Consider the following 17,065-nt stretch of genomic DNA (forward strand, 5'->3'; position numbering starts at 1 on the left):
GACGACGGGACTCAGCGCGTGACGATCGAGATCAACAACGAGTCGGGCCACCCCGTCGACGAGGTGGCCCTCTCGGCGCTGGCGCGCCACGTGCTCGACGTGCTCGGCATCCACCCGCAGGCCGAGCTCTCGGTCGTGCTGGTCGACGTGGAGACGATGGAGCGCCACCACATCCAGTGGATGGACGAGCCCGGCCCCACCGACGTGCTCTCGTTCCCCATGGACGAGCTGCGCCCGACGCGCGACGACGAGGAGCCCGAGCCGGGGCTGCTCGGCGACGTCGTGCTCTGCCCGGTGGTCGCCGAGGCGCAGGCGAAGACGGCGGGCCACTCCACCGAGGACGAGCTCCACCTGCTCCTCACCCACGGGATCCTTCACCTGCTCGGCTTCGACCACGCCGAGCCCGACGAGGAGCGCGAGATGTTCGGCCGCCAGCGCGAGCTGCTCGAGTCCTGGCAGGAGGAGCGCCGGCGCACCGGCGGCCGGTTGTGACCACGCTCTGGCTGCTCGTCCTCGCAGCCGTCCTGGTCGTCTCGGCCTTCTCCTTCGCCATGGTCGAGGCGGCCCTCTCGCGGGTCAGCCGGGTCCACGTCGAGGAGGCGGTGCGCGAGTCGCGCCCCGGCGCCCGGTCCCTGCAGGCGATCGAGCAGGACGCCGCGCGCTACCTCAACGTCATCACCTTCCTGCGCATCTGCGCGGAGGTGGTCTCGGCCGCCGTCGTCACCTACGCCTCGCTGCGCGCCTTCGGGACCAGCGTGTGGAGCGTCCTGCTCGCCGCCGCGGTCATGGTCGTCGTGTCGTACGTCGTGGTCGGTGTCTCCCCGCGCACGCTCGGCCGCCAGCACGCCGACTCGGTGGCGCTCTGGGCAGCGCCCGCCGTCCGCCGCACCGCCCTCCTGCTCGCCCCGCTGACCACGGCGCTGATCCTGCTGGGCAACGCGATCACCCCCGGCAAGGGCTTCGCCGAGGGCCCGTTCGCCTCCGAGGCCGAGCTCCGCGACCTCGTCGACCTGGCCGAGGAGAACGCGGTCATCGAGGAGGACGAGCGGGCCATGATCCACGGCGTCTTCGAGCTCGGGGACACCGTGGTCCGCGAGATCATGGTGCCGCGCAACGACATGGTCTGGATCGAGCGCGGCAAGACCCTGCGACAGGGGCTCAGCCTCGCGCTGCGCAGCGGCTTCTCGCGCATCCCGGTCGTGGGCGAGGGCGGGCTCGACGACGTCGTGGGCGTGATCTACCTCAAGGACCTCGTGCGCCGCACGCACGACTACCACGAGGGCGAGTCGACCGAGAAGGTCGACTCGATCATGCGGCCGCCCGCCTTCGTGCCGGAGAGCAAGCCCGTCGACTCGCTGCTGCGCGAGATGCAGGCCGACCGCACCCACCTCGCGGTGGTGATCGACGAGTACGGCGGCGTCGCAGGCCTCGTGACCATCGAGGACGTGCTCGAGGAGATCGTCGGCGACATCGCCGACGAGTACGACCGCGGCGTGCCCGAGGTCCAGCGCCTCGACGACCAGCGGCTGCGAGTCAGCGCGCGGCTCAACCTGGGCGACCTGAGTGAGATCATCGACCTCGACCTCGAGGACGAGGACGTCGACACCGTGGGCGGCCTGCTGGCCAAGCACCTCGGCCGCGTCCCCATCCCTGGGGCTGAGGTGGAGGTCGAGGGCGTACGGCTGACCGCCGAGGCCTCGCTCGGCCGGCGCAACCGCGTCGGCACCGTGCTCGTCGACCTGCCGGTCCCGGCCGAGGCCGCCACCGCCACGGACGGCACGGCGGGCGTCGACGCTCCGCCGTCCTCGCACGACTCCCAGGAACAGGTGCACTCGTGAGCGCAACTCCCACCCTCGAGCCCGAGGACGCCAAGCTCGTGACCCTCGCCCGGTCCACGCGGGCCCGGCTCGGCCGCCCCGAGGGCGCGGCCGTCCGCGACGGCGACGGGCGCACCTACGCCGCCGCGACCGTGGCGCTGCCCAGCCTGCGCCTCAGCGCCCTGCAGGCCGCCGTGGCGGCCGCCGTGTCGAGCGGCGCCGGGGTGCTCGAGGCCGCGGTCGTGGTCACGGAGGCCGAGGCGCTCGGCGCCGAGGACCTGGCCGCGGTCGGCGACCTCGCCGGCCCGGGCTCCGTCGTCCACCGCGTCGGCCCTGACGCCGCTGTGCGAGAGACCGTGGCGGCCGGCCGGTGAGCGCCCACCACTCGGGCTTCGCCTGCTTCGTCGGGCGCCCGAACGCCGGCAAGTCGACCCTGACCAACGCGCTGGTCGGCGAGAAGGTCGCGATCACCTCGAGCCGCCCGCAGACGACCCGCCACGCGGTGCGCGGCGTCGTGCACCGCCCCGACGCCCAGCTGGTGCTCGTCGACACCCCCGGGCTGCACCGGCCGCGCACCCTGCTCGGCCAGCGGCTCAACGACGTCGTCATGACCACGCTGTCGGAGGTCGACATCGTCGGGCTGTGCATCCCGGCCGACGAGAAGATCGGCCCCGGTGACCGCTGGATCGCCACCGAGCTCGCGAAGGCCTCGCGCACCACCAAGGTGGCCGTCATCACCAAGACCGACGCGGCGCCCAAGAAGCGGATCGCCGAGCAGCTGCTCGACGTGGTGCGCCTGGGCCAGGACGTGGGCATCGAGTGGGCCCACGTCGTGCCCGTCTCCGCCGTCGCCGACGACCAGGTCGGCCTGCTCGCCGACCTGCTGGTCGAGCTGCTGCCCGAGGGCCCGCCCTACTACCCCGAGGGCGAGCTCACCGACGAGCCCGAGATCGTCATGGTCGCCGAGCTCATCCGCGAGGCGACGCTCGAAGGCGTCCGCGACGAGCTGCCCCACTCCATCGCGGTCGTCGTCGAGGAGATGGCCTACCGCGAGGACCGCCCGGAGGACCGCCCCCTGATCGACATCGCGGCCACCGTCTTCGTCGAGCGCCCGAGCCAGAAGGCGATCGTCATCGGCACCAAGGGCGCGCGCCTGCGCGAGGTCGGGAGCGCGGCCCGCGCCCAGATCGAGGCGCTCTTCGGCAGCGCCGTCTACCTCGACCTCAGGGTGAAGGTCGCCAAGGACTGGCAGCGCGACCCGCGCCAGCTCGCACGCCTGGGTTTCTGACCCACGGGCGAACGGGGGCAGAACGGTGCACGACTCGGCGCGCCGGGTGCGTGCTCTCCGGGGCCTCGTCTGGAACACTGGGGCCCGACCGTCCTCTGGCCCGAGGCGACGACGCCCCACCGGCGAGACCGAAGCGCCTCGACGCGCCACTGATCCTGGAGTTCTGCATGCCTTTGCGGCCCACCCGCCGTGCGCACCTGCTCGTCGCCGGTCCGTCGGTGGTGGCCCTGGGGCTCCTCGCCGCGGCGCTCCCCGCGCCCGCCGCCTCCGCCCGCCCGGCAGCGGCGAGCGCCGCCGCGGCCTCGAGCGCGCACTCGGTCTTCGTCTGGTACGACCGCGGCGCCACTGCGCAGGAGCGCTCGCTCGCGCTCGGGGCCGTGCGTGCGAGCGCACCCTCGGGCGCCTCCTCCTCGGTGCCCGTGACGGAGTCCGTGCCGGTGCCCGCCGGCAGCTCGGCCGAAGCGGTCGCCGAGTCGCTGCGCGGGGAGCCGGGCGTCCGCTTCGCGATCCCCGACCTGCCGATCCACCGGGAGGCGCTCGCGCCCGACGCGCTGACGGCCGGGCTCCAGTGGGGCCTGCGCAACGACGGCCAGGTGGTCCGCGACGACGACCTCGGCATCGCGCTGCGCGGCGTGCCCAACACCGACATCGACGGCCCCGAGGCGTGGAAGACCACGACCGGCACCCGCTCGACGCTGGTCGGCGTCATCGACTCCGGCATCGACATCACCCACCCCGACCTCGCGCCGGCGATCTGGACCAACCCGAGGCCGGTGGCGCTCGACCCGTCGAAGCCGAAGGAGAAGGACCTCCACGGCTGGGACTTCTGCCACTCGGACGGCTCGGTCTACGACCCGACCGAGTACTTCGACGACGGCGGCACCCGCGAGCTCAACGACCTGCACGGCACCCACGTCGCCGGCACGATCGCCGCCGCGAACGACGGCTCCGGCTCGGTCGGCGCGGCGCCCGGTGTCACGATCGTGCCGCTGAAGGTCTTCGGCGTGAAGGCCGACGGCTCCGACTGCACCTCCGACGGCATCTTCCAGGCGCTCGTCTACGCCGCCCTCCACGGCGTCGACGTGGTCAACGCCAGCTGGAGCATCGAGGCGGCCGACGCCTCCGACCGCGCAGAGATCGACGACCTGTTCACCGCGCTCGGCACCGAGTACGGCATGGTCATCGTCGCGGCGGCCGGCAACGGCGTCGTCGACTCCCACGGGGTCGACGTGCCCGTCGACATCGACCAGGCGCTCGCCGACGAGGCGGCCGGCCGGCGCGGCGTCGAGGTGCCCTACCCCGCGGCGTCCCGTGCCCCCAACGTCATCACCGTCGGCGCGGTCGACAGCCGCGGACGGCTGGCGCCGTTCTCCAACTACGGCCACCACACGGTCGACGTGCTGGCCCCCGGGGTCTCGATCTGGAGCACGGTCCCAGGCGCGCTGAGCAAGGGCGACTACTCGAAGGCCTACGGCTTCCTCTCGGGCACCTCGATGGCGACGCCGCACGTCACGGCCGAGGCCGCGCTGCTGCGCAGCTCGGGCACGCTGCCGGCCGACGAGATCGTGCGCCGCATCGAGACCAACGGCAAGCCGCTGCGCGCGCTCCCGCCGCTGGTCACGCTGACCAACGACATGGCAGACCCCTACCGCGCGCTGCGCCCGGCGAGCGCCATCCGCGTGACCGTCGCGCCGCCCTCGGTGCGCACGTCGGGCCAGTCGCTGGTGACCGCGACGCTGAGCGACGGCGTGAGCTGGAAGCCACGCGCCCGCCAGCTCGTCACCCCCTGCTTCCGCATCCGCGGCACGAGCACCTGGAGCTGCGCGCGGGCCGTGCGCACCGACGCGTCGGGCCGCGCAGCCGTACGCGTGCGCCCCGGTTCCACGCTCGACGTCCAGTGGCGCTTCCGCGGCGTCACGGGCGCGCCGGCGGTCAGCAGCGACGTGGTCGTCGTCGGCGTCACCCGCGGGGTCTCGCTGAGCATCAAGCCCTCGTCGGTGCGCCAGGGCCAGCCCCTTCGTGCGACCGGCCGGGTCACCGACACCGGCTCGGGCGCCCAGGTGCTGCTGCAGCGCTTCGAGGGCGAGCGCTGGCGGACCCTGCTCATCGGCACCACCCGCAGCGACGGCAGCTTCGGCTTCACCGCCCGCCTCTCGCTGCAGGGCACCTGGAAGCTGCGGGCCTACGTGCCGGCGGGCGACGGGTTCACCCACTCGGCCAGCAGCCCGCGGGCGCTGCGCGTCCGCTGACGCCGGCGTCGGGCTGCGGCTCGCCGGCGACCACGGCGAGCGGCACGACCCCGGCCCAGAAGGGCAGGGCCAGGTCCTCGGCGTCGTCGACGACGCCGTGGAGCCGGGCCTTGTGGTCGACCTGGTCCATCGAGAGCGCCAGCACCGCGGTGGACGCGAGCTCCTTGCTGCTGGCCGGCCGGCACTGCGCCGACCGGCCGGCGGCCACCGCGTCGACGAGCACGTCGAACGCCACCCGCTTGGCGTGCTCGTCGGTCACGGTGCTGAGCTCGCCGTGCACCACGACCGAGCGGAACTGCAGGCTGTGGTGCACCGCCGCGCGGGCCAGCACCAGTCCCTCGACCGAGGTGACGCTGAACGACGCCGGCAGCGGCCCGCCGCGGGTGCGCAGCGCCGTGCCCGCACCGGTCGAGCCGTGCAGGTAGACCACGTCGCCCACCCGCGCGTACATCATCGGCACCGCGTGCGGCCGCCCGCCCGCGCTGACGTAGGCCAGGTGGCCGACCAGCTGCGAGTCGAGGAAGGCGCGGGCCTCGTCGTCCGGGCGGTAGCGGTCGAGCTTGCGGTGCGGCCGGGGAGTGTCTGCACTAGTGCAATGAGCGGTCATGGCTAGTACGATAGGGCCCATGACTGTCGACGTCGACCGCATTGCCGAGCTGCTGCGTGCGCCCGGCGCGGCCGGCATCGCCGAGCGTCTCGAGCAGGCGGTGCGCGAAGGCTCGCTCGCCGCCGGGCAGCAGCTGCCCCCGATCCGGACGCTGGCCGGCCTGGTCGGGGTAGACGCCAACACTGTCGCGGCCGCCTACCGCGCGGCGCGCGAGCGCGGCCTCGTCGAGACCGCCGGGCGGGCCGGCACCCGGGTGCGTGCGCGCCCGCCCGTGGCGTCCCGCGGCTCCCTCGGGCTCGGCGCGCTGCCCCCCGGGGTGGTCGACCTGACCCAGGGCGGCCCCGACCCGGCGCTGCTCCCGCCGCTCGAGCTGCCTGCTAGGGGCACAGTGTCCGAGGGCTACCCGCACGGACGGTCGTCCCGGCTGCTGACTGCGCTCGAGCAGGTCGCGCGCCGGCGGTTAGACGCCGTGGGCGTGCCGGCGGACCACCTGGTGGCGGCCTCCGGCGCCCTCGACGGGATCGAGCGCGTCCTGCTCGCCCACCTGCGCCCGGGCGACCGGCTGGCCGTCGAGGACCCCGGCTGGGCGAACGTGCTCGACCTGGCCGGCGCGCTCGGGCTAGTCGCCGAGCCGCTCGAGTGCGACGACGACGGGCCCGTGCCGGGCTCGCTCGCGGCCGCCCTGGCCACTGGCGCCCGCGGCGTCGTGGTCACGGCCCGCGCCCACAACCCGACCGGAGCGGCCGTCAGCGCCGAGCGGGCGGGGGAGCTGCGTACCCTGCTCGCCGGCCGGCCCGGCACGCTGGTCGTCGAGGACGACCACGGCGCCGACCTGACGGCGCTGCCGCTCGCGACGCTGGCCGGCGCGACCGAGCACTGGGCCCACCTGCGGTCCGCGTCCAAGGCCTACGGGCCCGACCTGCGCTGCGCGGTCATGGCCGCCGACGAGACGACCGCCGCACGCGTCGAGGGGCGCTTCCGGCTCGGGCAGGGCTGGGTCAGCCTGCTGCTGCAGGGTGCGACCGCCGCCGCGTGGGAGCGCCACGCCGACGCGGCGCACGCCGCCGGCCGGGTCTACGACGAGCGCCGCGAGGCACTCCGGTCGGCGCTGCGCGAGCGAGGCGTCGCGTCGCACGGCCGCACGGGCCTCAACGTCTGGGTGCCGGTGCGCGACGAGGCCACGGCGCTCGCCGGCACGCTCGCCGGCGGCTACGCAGTGGCGCCCGGCGCCCGCTACCGCCAGCGCAGCGCGCCGGCGGTCCGCATCACCACCGCGTGCCTGCCCGTCGAGCGGGCCCCCGACGTGGCGGCGGCGCTGGCGTCCGCGCTCGAGGGCTCCGGCGCGTACGGCGTGTGAACCGCACCTGCTGGCGCCGGGACGGAGCGGTGGCCTAGGCTGGCTCCGTGCTGGGCACCCTCCTCCTTATCTGCCGCGACGAGGCCGCATAGCGGTCGGGCTCTCGTCGCGGAGTCGTGCATGCCGGCCGCCCGGCGCTCCGACACAGACGAGGAACTCCCCGTGAAGAACCAGCAACAGCCCAGCCCGATGCGCTGGGACCGCTACACCTCCTTCATCCCGGTCGACCTGCCCGACCGCACCTGGCCCTCGAAGCAGATCACCCGGGCCCCGCAGTGGTGCTCGGTCGACCTGCGCGACGGCAACCAGGCCCTGATCGACCCGATGAGCCCCGCCCGCAAGCGCGCGATGTTCGAGCTGCTGGTGCGGATGGGCTACAAGGAGATCGAGGTCGGCTTCCCCTCGGCGAGCCAGACGGACTTCGACTTCGTCCGCCAGCTCATCGAGGAGGACCTCATCCCCGACGACGTGGTCATCCAGGTGCTGACGCAATGCCGCGAGCACCTCATCGAGCGGACCTTCGAGTCGATCCGGGGCGCCAAGCAGGCGATCGTCCACTTCTACAACTCGACCTCGACGCTGCAGCGCCGGGTGGTCTTCGAGCAGGACATGGACGGCATCCAGGCCATCGCGACGCAGGGCGCCGCCCTGTGCCGCAAGTACGCCGAGGAGCTGACCGGCACCGACGTCTACTTCGAGTACTCGCCGGAGTCCTACACCGGCACCGAGCTCGACTACGCGCTGCGCGTGTGCGACGCCGTCAACGACGTGCTGCAGCCGAGCCCCGACCGCAAGACGATCCTCAACCTGCCGGCCACCGTCGAGATGGCGACGCCCAACGTCTACGCCGACTCGATCGAGTGGATGCACCGCAACCTGGCCTACCGCGACTCGGTGACGCTGAGCCTGCACCCGCACAACGACCGGGGCACGGGTGTCGCCGCCGCCGAGCTCGGCTACCTGGCCGGCGCCGACCGCATCGAGGGCACGCTGTTCGGCAACGGCGAGCGCACGGGCAACGTCTGCCTGGTCACCCTCGGCATGAACCTCGTCGCCCACGGCGTCGACCCCATGATCGACTTCCGCGGCATCGACGAGATCCGCCGCACGGTCGAGTACTGCAACCAGCTGCCCGTCGGCGAGCGCCACCCCTACGGCGGCGACCTGGTCTTCACCGCGTTCAGCGGCTCCCACCAGGACGCGATCAACAAGGGCCTGGCCTGGATGGAGCGCGACGCGGCGGCCGCCGGGGTGCCGGTCGACGAGTTCCGCTGGGAGGTGCCCTACCTGCCGGTCGACCCGAAGGACCTCGGCCGCACCTACGAGGCCGTCATCCGGGTCAACTCGCAGTCGGGCAAGGGCGGCGTCGCCTACGTCATGAAGACGGAGCACAAGCTCGAGATGCCGCGCCGCCTGCAGATCGAGTTCAGCCAGGTCGTGCAGCGCCACACCGACGCCGAGGGCGGCGAGGTCAGCCCGAAGCAGATCTGGGACATCTTCACCGACGAGTACCTCCCCAACCCGGCGGCGCCGTGGGGCCGGCTGGCGCTGCGCAGCCACCACGCCTCCTCGGCCGACGGCGAGAAGGACGAGCTGCGCGCCGAGGTCGTGCTCGACGGGGCCGAGGTGACGCTGACGGGGCACGGCAACGGCCCGATCGCCGCCTTCGTCGAGGCGCTCTCGCAGGTCGGCGTCGACGTGCGCGTCCTGGACTACAACGAGCACGCGCTGTCCTCCGGCGGTGACGCGCGCGCCGCCGCCTACCTCGAGTGCGCGGTCGGCGACCGGGTGCTGTGGGGCGTCGGCATCGACGCCAACATCGTCACCGCGTCGCTCAAGGCGGTCGTGAGCGCCGTCAACCGGGCCACCACCCCCCGCTAGCCCACGACATCGTGGTGCCTGGTCGTCGCTATGGGGCAACCAGGCACCACGACGCCGTGGAGGACCGTGTGACGCGCGGCGGTTCGGACACAACGGCTCCGGTTGGGCGTGACAGCATGGGGGTGTGGGTCTCTACCGTGACGAGGGCGTCGTGCTGCGCACCCAGAAGCTGGGCGAGGCCGACCGCATCGTCACGATCCTGACCCGCGGCACCGGCCGCATCCGCGCGGTGGCCAAGGGCGTGCGCCGCACCAGCTCGAAGTTCGGCGCGCGGCTCGAGCCCTTCATGCACGTCGACCTGCAGCTGCACACGGGCCGTACGTTCGACATCGTCACGCAGGTCGAGACCCTCACGCCGTTCGCCAGCGCGGTGAGCGGCGACTACGGCCGCTACACAGCCGGCACCGCGATGCTCGAGGCGGTCGAGCGGCTCACCGACGCCGAGCGCGAGCCCTCGGTGCAGCACTACCTGCTGCTCGTCGGCGCCCTGCGCGCGCTCGCCGCCGGGGAGCACGACCCCGGTCTCGTGCTCGACGCGTTCCTGCTGCGCGCGCTCTCGGTCGCCGGCTGGGCGCCGAGCTTCGAGGCGTGCGCGCGCTGCGGCGAGGTCGGGCCGCACGGCGCGTTCGCCGTCGCCGCAGGCGGCTCGGTGTGCCCCGACTGCCGCCCGGTCGGCGCGGCGTCGCCGTCGCCCGCGACCCTCGAACTGCTCGGCGCGCTGCTCACGGGCGACTGGGCGGTCGCCGACTCCGCCGACGACCGCAGCCGGCGCGAGGGGCACGGGCTGACCGCCGCGTACCTCAACTGGCACCTCGAGCGCGGCCTGCGCTCGCTGCCGCTCGTGGAGCGGGTGTGAGGCGTACGCCGTCGCCGCCCCCGCCGCACCCGTCGGGAGCCCGGCCCCCTGCCGTCCCGCGTGAGTTCGTGCCGCGCCACGTCGCCGTGGTGATGGACGGCAACGGGCGCTGGGCCAAGCAGCGCGGGCTGCCCCGCACCAAGGGCCACGAGGCGGGCGAGGCGAGCCTGTTCGACGTCGTCTGCGGCGCGATCGAGATCGGCGTGACGCACGTGTCGGCCTACGCCTTCTCGACCGAGAACTGGCGGCGCAGCCCCGACGAGGTGCGCTTCCTCATGCAGTTCAACCGCGACGTGATCCGCCGGCGGCGCGACGAGATGGACGCCATGGGCGTCCGGGTCCGGTGGGCCGGGCGGCGCCCGCGGCTGTGGAAGAGCGTGATCTCCGAGCTGGAGGTCGCCGAGGCGCAGACCGCGTCCAACACGACGCTGACGTTGACGATGTGCGTCAACTACGGCGGCCGGGCCGAGATCGCCGACGCGGCCAAGGCCCTGGCGCTCGAGGTCGCGGCCGGGCGGGTCGACCCGCGCAAGATCGACGAGAAGGTGCTGGCGCGCTACCTCGACGAGCCCGACATGCCCGACGTCGACCTGTTCGTGCGCTCGAGCGGCGAGCAGCGCACGTCGAACTTCCTGATCTGGCAGTCGGCCTACGCCGAGCTGGTGTTCGCCGACACGCTGTGGCCCGACTTCGACCGTCGCCACCTGTGGGCGGCGATCGAGGAGTACGCGCGTCGTGACCGCCGCTACGGCGGTGCACTGCCCAACGCGCTGCCGGGGTCGGCGTCCTAGGGCTCAGCTGAGCCCGACCACGAGCCACATGAGGCCCAGGCCGGCGACGGTGCTCATCAGCGTCAGGCGCGAGGGATGGCCGGCGTGCGCCTCCGGCAGGATGTCCGAGGTCGCGAGGTAGACCAGGAAGCCGATGAAGAAGCCGAGGTAGGCCTTCAGCCAGCCCTCCGGCAGCGTGAACAGCAGCGTCGAGGCGGCCCCCAGCAGCGGTGCCGTCGCGTCGGCCACCAGCAGGGCGCGGGCCCGCCCAGGCGTGTTGCCGTGCGCGCGCACGATCGCGACGGTGTTGAGGCCGTCGGCGAAGTCGTGGGCGACGACCGCCACCGCGACCGTGATGCCGACAGCCTCGCCGGCCTGGAAGCCCAGGCCGATGCCGATGCCGTCGAGGAACGAGTGCGTCACCAGCGCCCCGGCGGAGACGAGCCCGATGGTGTGGTCGTGGTGTGCGTGCAGGTCGTACTCGTGCTCGTGCCCCGAGTGGATCGCGAGGCTGCGCTCGGTGACGTGGAGCGCGAGGAAGCCGCCTGCGGCGGTGAGCATCGGCACGGGTACGCCGCCGAACTGCGCCAGGTCGCCGGAGAAGACCTCGGGCAGCAGGTCGAAGAGCACCAGCCCGAGCAGCACTCCGGCCGTCAGGCCGAGGATCAGGTGCAGACGGTCGGGGTTGCGCAGCGCCACCACGCCGCCGAGCGCGGTGCTGAGCACCGAGGCGATGGTGAACACGATAACCATGACGACATCGTAGGGGTAGCGGTGTGCGAGCATGATCGGCGTGCTGTTCGTGACGCGCCACCGCGTACCCGTGTCCGAGGCGGCGGCGTTCGCCGACGCCGCCCAGGTCGCGGTCGACGCGCTCGCCGCGCGCCCGGGGTTCGTCTCCGCGCAGGTCGGCCGCTGCCTCGACGACGCCGAGCTCTGGGTGCTGACCAGCACCTGGGCCACCATCGGGGCCGGGCGTCGGGCGATGAGCTCGGGCGAGACCCGGGTGGCGCTGATGCCGGTCATGGTCAGCGCGCTCGACGAGCCCTCTGCCTTCGACATCGCGGTGCCGCGCTAGCCTGCTTGCTTCCCACCCGCCGACCGCCAGCCGGACTGGAGCACCTCCCTGTGGCCACCGACGCCAAGATCGACACCATCGTCAGCCTCGCCAAGCGCCGGGGGTTCGTCTACCCGAGCAGCGAGATCTACGGCGGCAGCCGCTCCGCGTGGGACTACGGCCCCCTGGGCGTGGAGCTCAAGGAGAACATCCGCCGGCAGTGGTGGAAGACGATGGTGCAGGCGCGCGAGGACGTCGTCGGCATCGACTCCGCGGTCATCCTCAACCGCGAGGTGTGGACGGCGTCCGGCCACATCAGCGCGTTCGTCGACCCGCTGACCGAGTGCCAGTCCTGCCACAAGCGGTTCCGCGCCGACCACCTCGAGGAGTCCTACGAGGCCAAGCACGGCCGGGCTCCCGAGAACGGGCTCAAGGACGTCAACTGCCCCAACTGCGGCACCAACGGCGCGTTCACCGAGCCCCGCATGTTCAACGGGCTGCTCAAGACCTACCTCGGCCCGGTGGAGGACGAGGAGGGCCTGCACTACCTGCGGCCCGAGACCGCCCAGGGCATCTTCGTCAACTTCGCCAACGTCATGCAGTCGGCGCGCAAGAAGCCGCCGTTCGGCATCGCGCAGACCGGCAAGTCGTTCCGCAACGAGATCACGCCCGGCAACTTCATCTTCCGCACGCGTGAGTTCGAGCAGATGGAGATGGAGTTCTTCGTCGAGCCCGGCACCGACGAGACCTGGCACGAGTACTGGCTGCAGCAGCGCTGGGACTGGTACGTCGGGCTCGGCCTCAACGCCGACAACATGCGCTTCTTCGAGCACCCGAAGGAGAAGCTGTCGCACTACTCGAAGCGCACGGTCGACATCGAGTACCGCTTCCGCTTCGGCGGCACCGAGTTCGCCGAGCTCGAGGGCATCGCCAACCGCACCGACTTCGACCTCAGCACCCACTCGCAGCACTCGGGCGCCGACCTGTCGTTCTTCGACCAGGAGAAGGGCGAGCGCTGGGTGCCCTACGTCATCGAGCCCGCCGCCGGCCTGACCCGCGCGACTCTGGCCTTCCTGCTCGACGCCTACGGCGAGGACGAGGCGCCCAACGCCAAGGGCGTCATGGAGAAGCGCACCGTGATGCGGCTCGACCCGCGGCTCGCGCCGGTCAAGGCCGCCGTGCTCCCGCTCTCGCGCAACGCCGACCTCTCGCCCAAGGCCCGCGACCTCGCGGCCACGCTGCGCCGCAGCTGGAACGTCGAGTTCGACGACGCCGGCGCGATCGGCCGGCGCTACCGCCGCCAGGACGAGATCGGCACCCCCTTCTGCATCACCGTCGACTTCGACACCCTCGAGGACGACGCGGTCACCATCCGCTCGCGCGACACCATGGCCCAGGAGCGGGTCGCCATCGGCCAGGTCGAGGCCTGGCTCGCCACCCGCCTGCTCGGCTGCTGACCTTCGGGCTCCGCCGCCCCTGTTTGGCACGATGTGACTTCTTGCCAATGTGATTGGCAAGAAGTCACATCGTGCCAAACGAAGTACGCGTTCAGGCTGCTGCGGGGGAGCGTGTGACCACGATCGGGGGCCGCGGACGGGCAGCGCCTCGCAGGAGGGTCGCCCTCATCGTCGCGACGAAGGCGTCCGGGTCACGGTCGAGGTCGCTAGGGGCCACGGGCACCACCAGCACGCCCGCGGCGGCCATGAGCTTCTGACGGCGTTGGGTGCGCTTGTAGTCCTCGGGGCTGAGGTGCCACTCCATGGAGTCCGACTCGAAGGCGACGGCTTCTGCGTCGAACCACCCGTCGGGCCGGGCGATGAAGTTGCCCTTCTCGTCCCACAGCGAGACGTTCCACTCGCACCGCCCAAGTCCCGCCCGCAGCAGCACCTTGCGAGCACGGGCCTCCGAGACCGAGCGGACGCCCGCGGCGACTTCTCGGACGACAGCCCGGGGTATGCCGCTGCCGCGCCTCTGGCACTCGACCAGCTCCGACTTCAGGTCTGTCACGGTGCAGTGCCCGGCCTGGACCACGGCGGCGACGAGGCTGCGCGTGTCGTCAAGGGGCCGACCTTGCCGGCACTCGTCGATGAGCGCCCGAGCGACGGGCGCGCACGGGATGCCACCCAAGAGCCGCGGTTCCGGAACCCGGTACGAGCGTTCGACGAGCACCTCGGGTCTCGACTGCCGACGCACGGACGCTGCCACGATCACGCGCAAGGCAGCAGGGTGCGGCACTCGGTGAACCCCGGAACGCCTCAGCGCTGCAGCCCCCGTCAGCACCGCACCCTCACCGGCGTACTTCACTGCGGCGATCTCACGCTGGTGCGGCGTCGGCGTGCCTGAATGGGCGATGATCACGCCCGGCAGGTGAGCCTGCCAAGGCCCGCCCACCCGGCAGTGGTAGGTGGCGGTGGACAGCGGGAACCTGAGCGTACGCAGTTCCGAGTGGGTCACCACCCGGTCGTCCCGGGCGAGCAGCATGTCGAGGGCGACGGGGTCGTAGCGGAGCGAGCGACGGGGCATGCCGCATGCTCAGCAGCCGTACGCCGCTCTGCCAACTGGACGACTCGGGCCTGTGGACGCCGAGCCGCCTTCGCGCTCGTCGTCCACAGGCCTTGCGTTGGCACGATGTGACTTCTTGCCAATCCGACTGGCAAGAAGTCACATCGTGCCAACCAAGGAGGCGCTCAGAGGCGGGGGAGGGCGCGGCCCTGGCAGAATGGGTGGCGTGACGGTGACGGCGGAGCGGGCGCAGCTCGCGCTCGGGGGCCTCACCGTCGACCCGCCGGTCGTGCTCGCGCCGATGGCGGGGATCACCAACCCGCCCTACCGCCAGCTGTGCCGCGAGGCGGCGGGGGGACGCGGGCTGTTCGTCAGCGAGATGATCACCAGCCGCGGCCTGGTCGAGGGTGACGCCGAGACGCTGCACCTGCTCGAGCCCGCGCCCGGGGAGTGGCCGCGCAGCGTCCAGCTCTACGGTGTCGACCCCTACTACGTCGGCGAGGCCGTCCGCATCCTCGTCGACGGCCACGGCGTCGACCACGTCGACCTCAACTTCGGCTGCCCCGTGCCCAAGGTGACCAAGCGCGGCGGCGGAGCGGCCCTGCCCTGGAAGCGCACGCTGCTGCGCGACATCCTGCGCGCGGCGGTGAGCGGGGCGGGCGGCCGCGTACCCGTCACCATGAAGACCCGCAAGGGGCTCGACGACGACCACCTCACCTACCTCGACGCCGGCCGCATCGCCGCGGAGGAAGGGGCGGCGGCCATCGCGCTGCACGGGCGCACCGCGATCCAGGGCTACAGCGGCGAGGCCGACTGGGAGTCGGTCGCACGGCTCAAGGAGTCGACCGGCATCCCGGTGCTCGGCAACGGCGACGTGTGGGAGGCCGACGACGCGCTGCGCATGCTGCGCGAGACCGGCTGCGACGGCGTCGTCGTGGGCCGCGGCTGCCTGGGCCGGCCGTGGCTGTTCGGCCACCTCGCGGCGGCGTTCGACGGCCAGCCGCCGCCTGCGCAGCCGACCCTCGGCGAGGTCGCGGCGACCGTGCGCCGGCACGCCGAGCTGCTCGCGGAGTGGACCGGCGAGGACCGCGGTCTGCGCGAGCTGCGCAAGTTCATGGCGTGGTACTTCAAGGGCTTCCCCGTCGGCTCGGAGACGCGCCAGCAGCTCGGCATGGTGTCGAGCTTCGCCGAGCTCGACGCGCTGCTCGCCCGGCTCGACCCCGACGAGCCGTTCCCCGTCGCCGAGCTCGGCCGCCCGCGCGGGCGCACCAGCCCGCAGAAGCGGCTCGCGTTGCCGGACGGCTGGCTCGACAGCGAGTGGAGCGGCCTGCCGTCGGCCGACGCCGAGCTGTCCGTCTCCGGCGGCTGAGCCGGGTGCTGCCGGGCTACCTCGCGCACGACGCCGAGCGCTGGGTCGACGACCCGCCCCGCGATCCCGGCCGGTCGCCGTTCGCCCGGGACCGCGCACGGGTCGTGCACGCGAGCGGACTGCGCCGGCTCGGCGCCAAGACCCAGGTAGTGCACCCGTGGAGCGACGACTTCGTCCGCAACCGGCTCACCCACTCGCTCGAGGTCGCCCAAGTGGGTCGTGAGCTGGGCCGGGCCTTGGGCTGCGACCCCGACGTCGTCGAGACCGCCTGCCTGGCCCACGACCTCGGTCACCCGCCGTTCGGCCACAACGGCGAGCGCGCGCTCGACGAGGTCGCGGCGGGCATCGGCGGGTTCGAGGGCAACGCCCAGACCCTGCGCATGCTGACGCGCCTCGAGCCCAAGGTCTTCGCTCCCGACGGCCGCAGCGTCGGGCTCAACCTCACGCGAGCCAGCCTCGACGCGGCGACCAAGTACCCGTGGTTCGCCACCGACTCCTACGCCGCGCGGGGCAAGTACGGCGCCTACGCCGACGACGCCGACGTCTTCGCCTGGCTGCGGCAGGGCGCGCCCCACCGCGCGCGCTGCATCGAGGCGCAGGTCATGGACTGGGCCGACGACGTGGCCTACTCGGTCCACGACCTCGAGGACGGCCTGCAGGGCGGGCGCATCGACTTCCGGGCGCTCGCCGACGCCGACGAGGTGGCGCAGGTCGCGCGGGTGGCGTGCGACGCGTACGCCCCTGGCTCCGACCCCGCGGCCGTGGCCGCAGCGCTGGGCCGCCTCACCGCCCTGCCCGAGTGGCCGGCCTCCTGCGACGGCAGCCGTCGCGACCTCGCGGCGCTCAAGCGCCTGACCAGCGCGCTCATCGGCCGCTTCTGCCTCGCTGCCGAGCGCGCGACGCGCGCGCAGGCGGGCGACGGCCCGCTGACCCGGTACGCCTGCGACCTCCACGTCCCCGACCCCACCGTCCTGGAGGTGGCGGCGCTCAAGGCCGTCGCCGCGACCTACGTCATGCGCGCCGAGGGCCGCGCGGCCTCGCTCGAGCGCCAGCGCACGGTGCTCGCGGAGATCGCCGCAGCCTGGCTGGAGCGCCCGGAGCTGCTCGCTCGTTCGGCACAGGAGGACTGGGCCGCCAGTGCCGACGACGCTGCCCGGACCCGGGTCGTCGTCGACGCCGTCGCGTCGCTGACCGACACCTCGGCGATCCAGATTTCTGCCTCGCTGCGCGGGTCGGAACCGCAGAAGTAGGCGCAGAGCAGGAAAATTCAGCTCGGGAGACAACCCGGGCACGACCCCGGCGTCTCCCTCCG

The 17,065-nt window shown here is 73.1% G+C and carries 16 protein-coding genes; 13 read left to right on the forward strand and 3 right to left on the reverse strand.

Annotation, left to right across the window (positions count from 1 at the left end):
• Positions 1-18: 18 nt before the first annotated feature.
• The 5 genes from ybeY (at position 19) to CLV35_RS11885 (ending at position 5,354) form a co-directional block, all read left to right on the forward strand.
• A complete protein-coding gene (gene ybeY / locus CLV35_RS11865; protein ID WP_121193702.1) occupies positions 19-492 on the forward strand; it encodes an rRNA maturation RNase YbeY in 474 nt (157 codons plus the stop codon).
• On the forward strand, positions 453-1,838 hold the full coding sequence (locus CLV35_RS11870) for a hemolysin family protein (protein WP_407938207.1): 1,386 nt from the start codon (positions 453-455) through the stop codon (positions 1,836-1,838). Before ybeY ends, CLV35_RS11870 begins: the two co-directional genes overlap by 40 nt.
• On the forward strand, positions 1,835-2,191 hold the full coding sequence (locus CLV35_RS11875) for a cytidine deaminase (RefSeq protein ID WP_121193704.1): 357 nt from the start codon (positions 1,835-1,837) through the stop codon (positions 2,189-2,191). Before CLV35_RS11870 ends, CLV35_RS11875 begins: the two co-directional genes overlap by 4 nt.
• Complete coding sequence (era, locus tag CLV35_RS11880) at positions 2,188-3,105, forward strand: GTPase Era (protein WP_121193705.1); 918 nt, start codon at positions 2,188-2,190, stop codon at positions 3,103-3,105. Before CLV35_RS11875 ends, era begins: the two co-directional genes overlap by 4 nt.
• A 167-nt stretch (positions 3,106-3,272) precedes the next feature.
• Positions 3,273-5,354, forward strand: a complete 2,082-nt coding sequence (locus tag CLV35_RS11885) for a S8 family serine peptidase (protein WP_147431951.1) — start codon at positions 3,273-3,275, stop codon at positions 5,352-5,354.
• On the opposite strand, the gene CLV35_RS11890 is transcribed toward CLV35_RS11885, so the two are convergent.
• Positions 5,311-5,961 carry a pyridoxamine 5'-phosphate oxidase family protein gene (locus CLV35_RS11890; RefSeq protein ID WP_231121738.1) on the reverse strand — a complete coding sequence of 217 codons (651 nt, stop codon included), beginning with the start codon at positions 5,959-5,961 and terminating at the stop codon, positions 5,311-5,313. The two genes, CLV35_RS11885 and CLV35_RS11890, sit on opposite strands and share 44 nt — an antisense overlap.
• 19 nt (positions 5,962-5,980) lie before the next feature.
• Here CLV35_RS11890 and CLV35_RS11895 point away from each other — a divergent pair, with 19 nt between their 5' ends.
• The 4 genes from CLV35_RS11895 (at position 5,981) to CLV35_RS11910 (ending at position 10,846) form a co-directional block, all read left to right on the forward strand.
• Positions 5,981-7,318, forward strand: a complete 1,338-nt coding sequence (locus CLV35_RS11895; protein ID WP_121193708.1) for an aminotransferase class I/II-fold pyridoxal phosphate-dependent enzyme — start codon at positions 5,981-5,983, stop codon at positions 7,316-7,318.
• 189 nt (positions 7,319-7,507) lie between these two features.
• Positions 7,508-9,199, forward strand: coding sequence for a 2-isopropylmalate synthase (gene leuA, locus CLV35_RS11900; protein WP_121193709.1), 1,692 nt, complete (start codon positions 7,508-7,510; stop codon positions 9,197-9,199).
• A gap of 124 nt (positions 9,200-9,323) precedes the next feature.
• On the forward strand, positions 9,324-10,055 hold the full coding sequence (gene recO / locus CLV35_RS11905) for a DNA repair protein RecO (RefSeq protein ID WP_121193710.1): 732 nt from the start codon (positions 9,324-9,326) through the stop codon (positions 10,053-10,055).
• Entirely contained in the window at positions 10,052-10,846 is a 795-nt protein-coding gene (locus CLV35_RS11910) for an isoprenyl transferase (RefSeq protein WP_121193711.1), read from the forward strand. Before recO ends, CLV35_RS11910 begins: the two co-directional genes overlap by 4 nt.
• Before the next feature lie 3 nt (positions 10,847-10,849).
• Here CLV35_RS11910 and CLV35_RS11915 read toward each other — a convergent pair whose 3' ends face one another.
• Positions 10,850-11,578, reverse strand: coding sequence for a ZIP family metal transporter (locus CLV35_RS11915; RefSeq protein WP_121193914.1), 729 nt, complete (start codon positions 11,576-11,578; stop codon positions 10,850-10,852).
• A 31-nt stretch (positions 11,579-11,609) separates the two neighbouring features.
• Between CLV35_RS11915 and CLV35_RS11920 the strand changes: the two genes are divergently transcribed.
• On the forward strand, positions 11,610-11,903 hold the full coding sequence (locus CLV35_RS11920) for an antibiotic biosynthesis monooxygenase (protein ID WP_231121741.1): 294 nt from the start codon (positions 11,610-11,612) through the stop codon (positions 11,901-11,903).
• Between the two features lie 50 nt (positions 11,904-11,953).
• A complete protein-coding gene (locus tag CLV35_RS11925) occupies positions 11,954-13,339 on the forward strand; it encodes a glycine--tRNA ligase (protein ID WP_121193712.1) in 1,386 nt (461 codons plus the stop codon).
• Between the two features lie 91 nt (positions 13,340-13,430).
• Here the strand turns inward: CLV35_RS11925 and CLV35_RS11930 are convergent, their stop codons facing one another.
• Positions 13,431-14,405 carry a hypothetical protein gene (locus tag CLV35_RS11930; protein ID WP_121193713.1) on the reverse strand — a complete coding sequence of 325 codons (975 nt, stop codon included), beginning with the start codon at positions 14,403-14,405 and terminating at the stop codon, positions 13,431-13,433.
• Between the two features lie 196 nt (positions 14,406-14,601).
• Between CLV35_RS11930 and dusB the strand changes: the two genes are divergently transcribed.
• Together dusB and CLV35_RS11940 are read left to right on the forward strand one after the other, a co-directional pair.
• Positions 14,602-15,753 (forward strand): tRNA dihydrouridine synthase DusB, encoded by a 1,152-nt coding sequence (gene dusB, locus CLV35_RS11935; protein WP_183061942.1) that lies wholly within the window; start codon positions 14,602-14,604, stop codon positions 15,751-15,753.
• Entirely contained in the window at positions 15,750-17,003 is a 1,254-nt protein-coding gene (locus CLV35_RS11940) for a deoxyguanosinetriphosphate triphosphohydrolase (RefSeq protein ID WP_121193916.1), read from the forward strand. Before dusB ends, CLV35_RS11940 begins: the two co-directional genes overlap by 4 nt.
• The last annotated feature ends 62 nt before the right edge of the window (positions 17,004-17,065 follow it).

This window comes from Motilibacter peucedani, from assembly GCF_003634695.1.
In the GTDB taxonomy this organism is placed as follows: domain Bacteria; phylum Actinomycetota; class Actinomycetes; order Motilibacterales; family Motilibacteraceae; genus Motilibacter; species Motilibacter peucedani.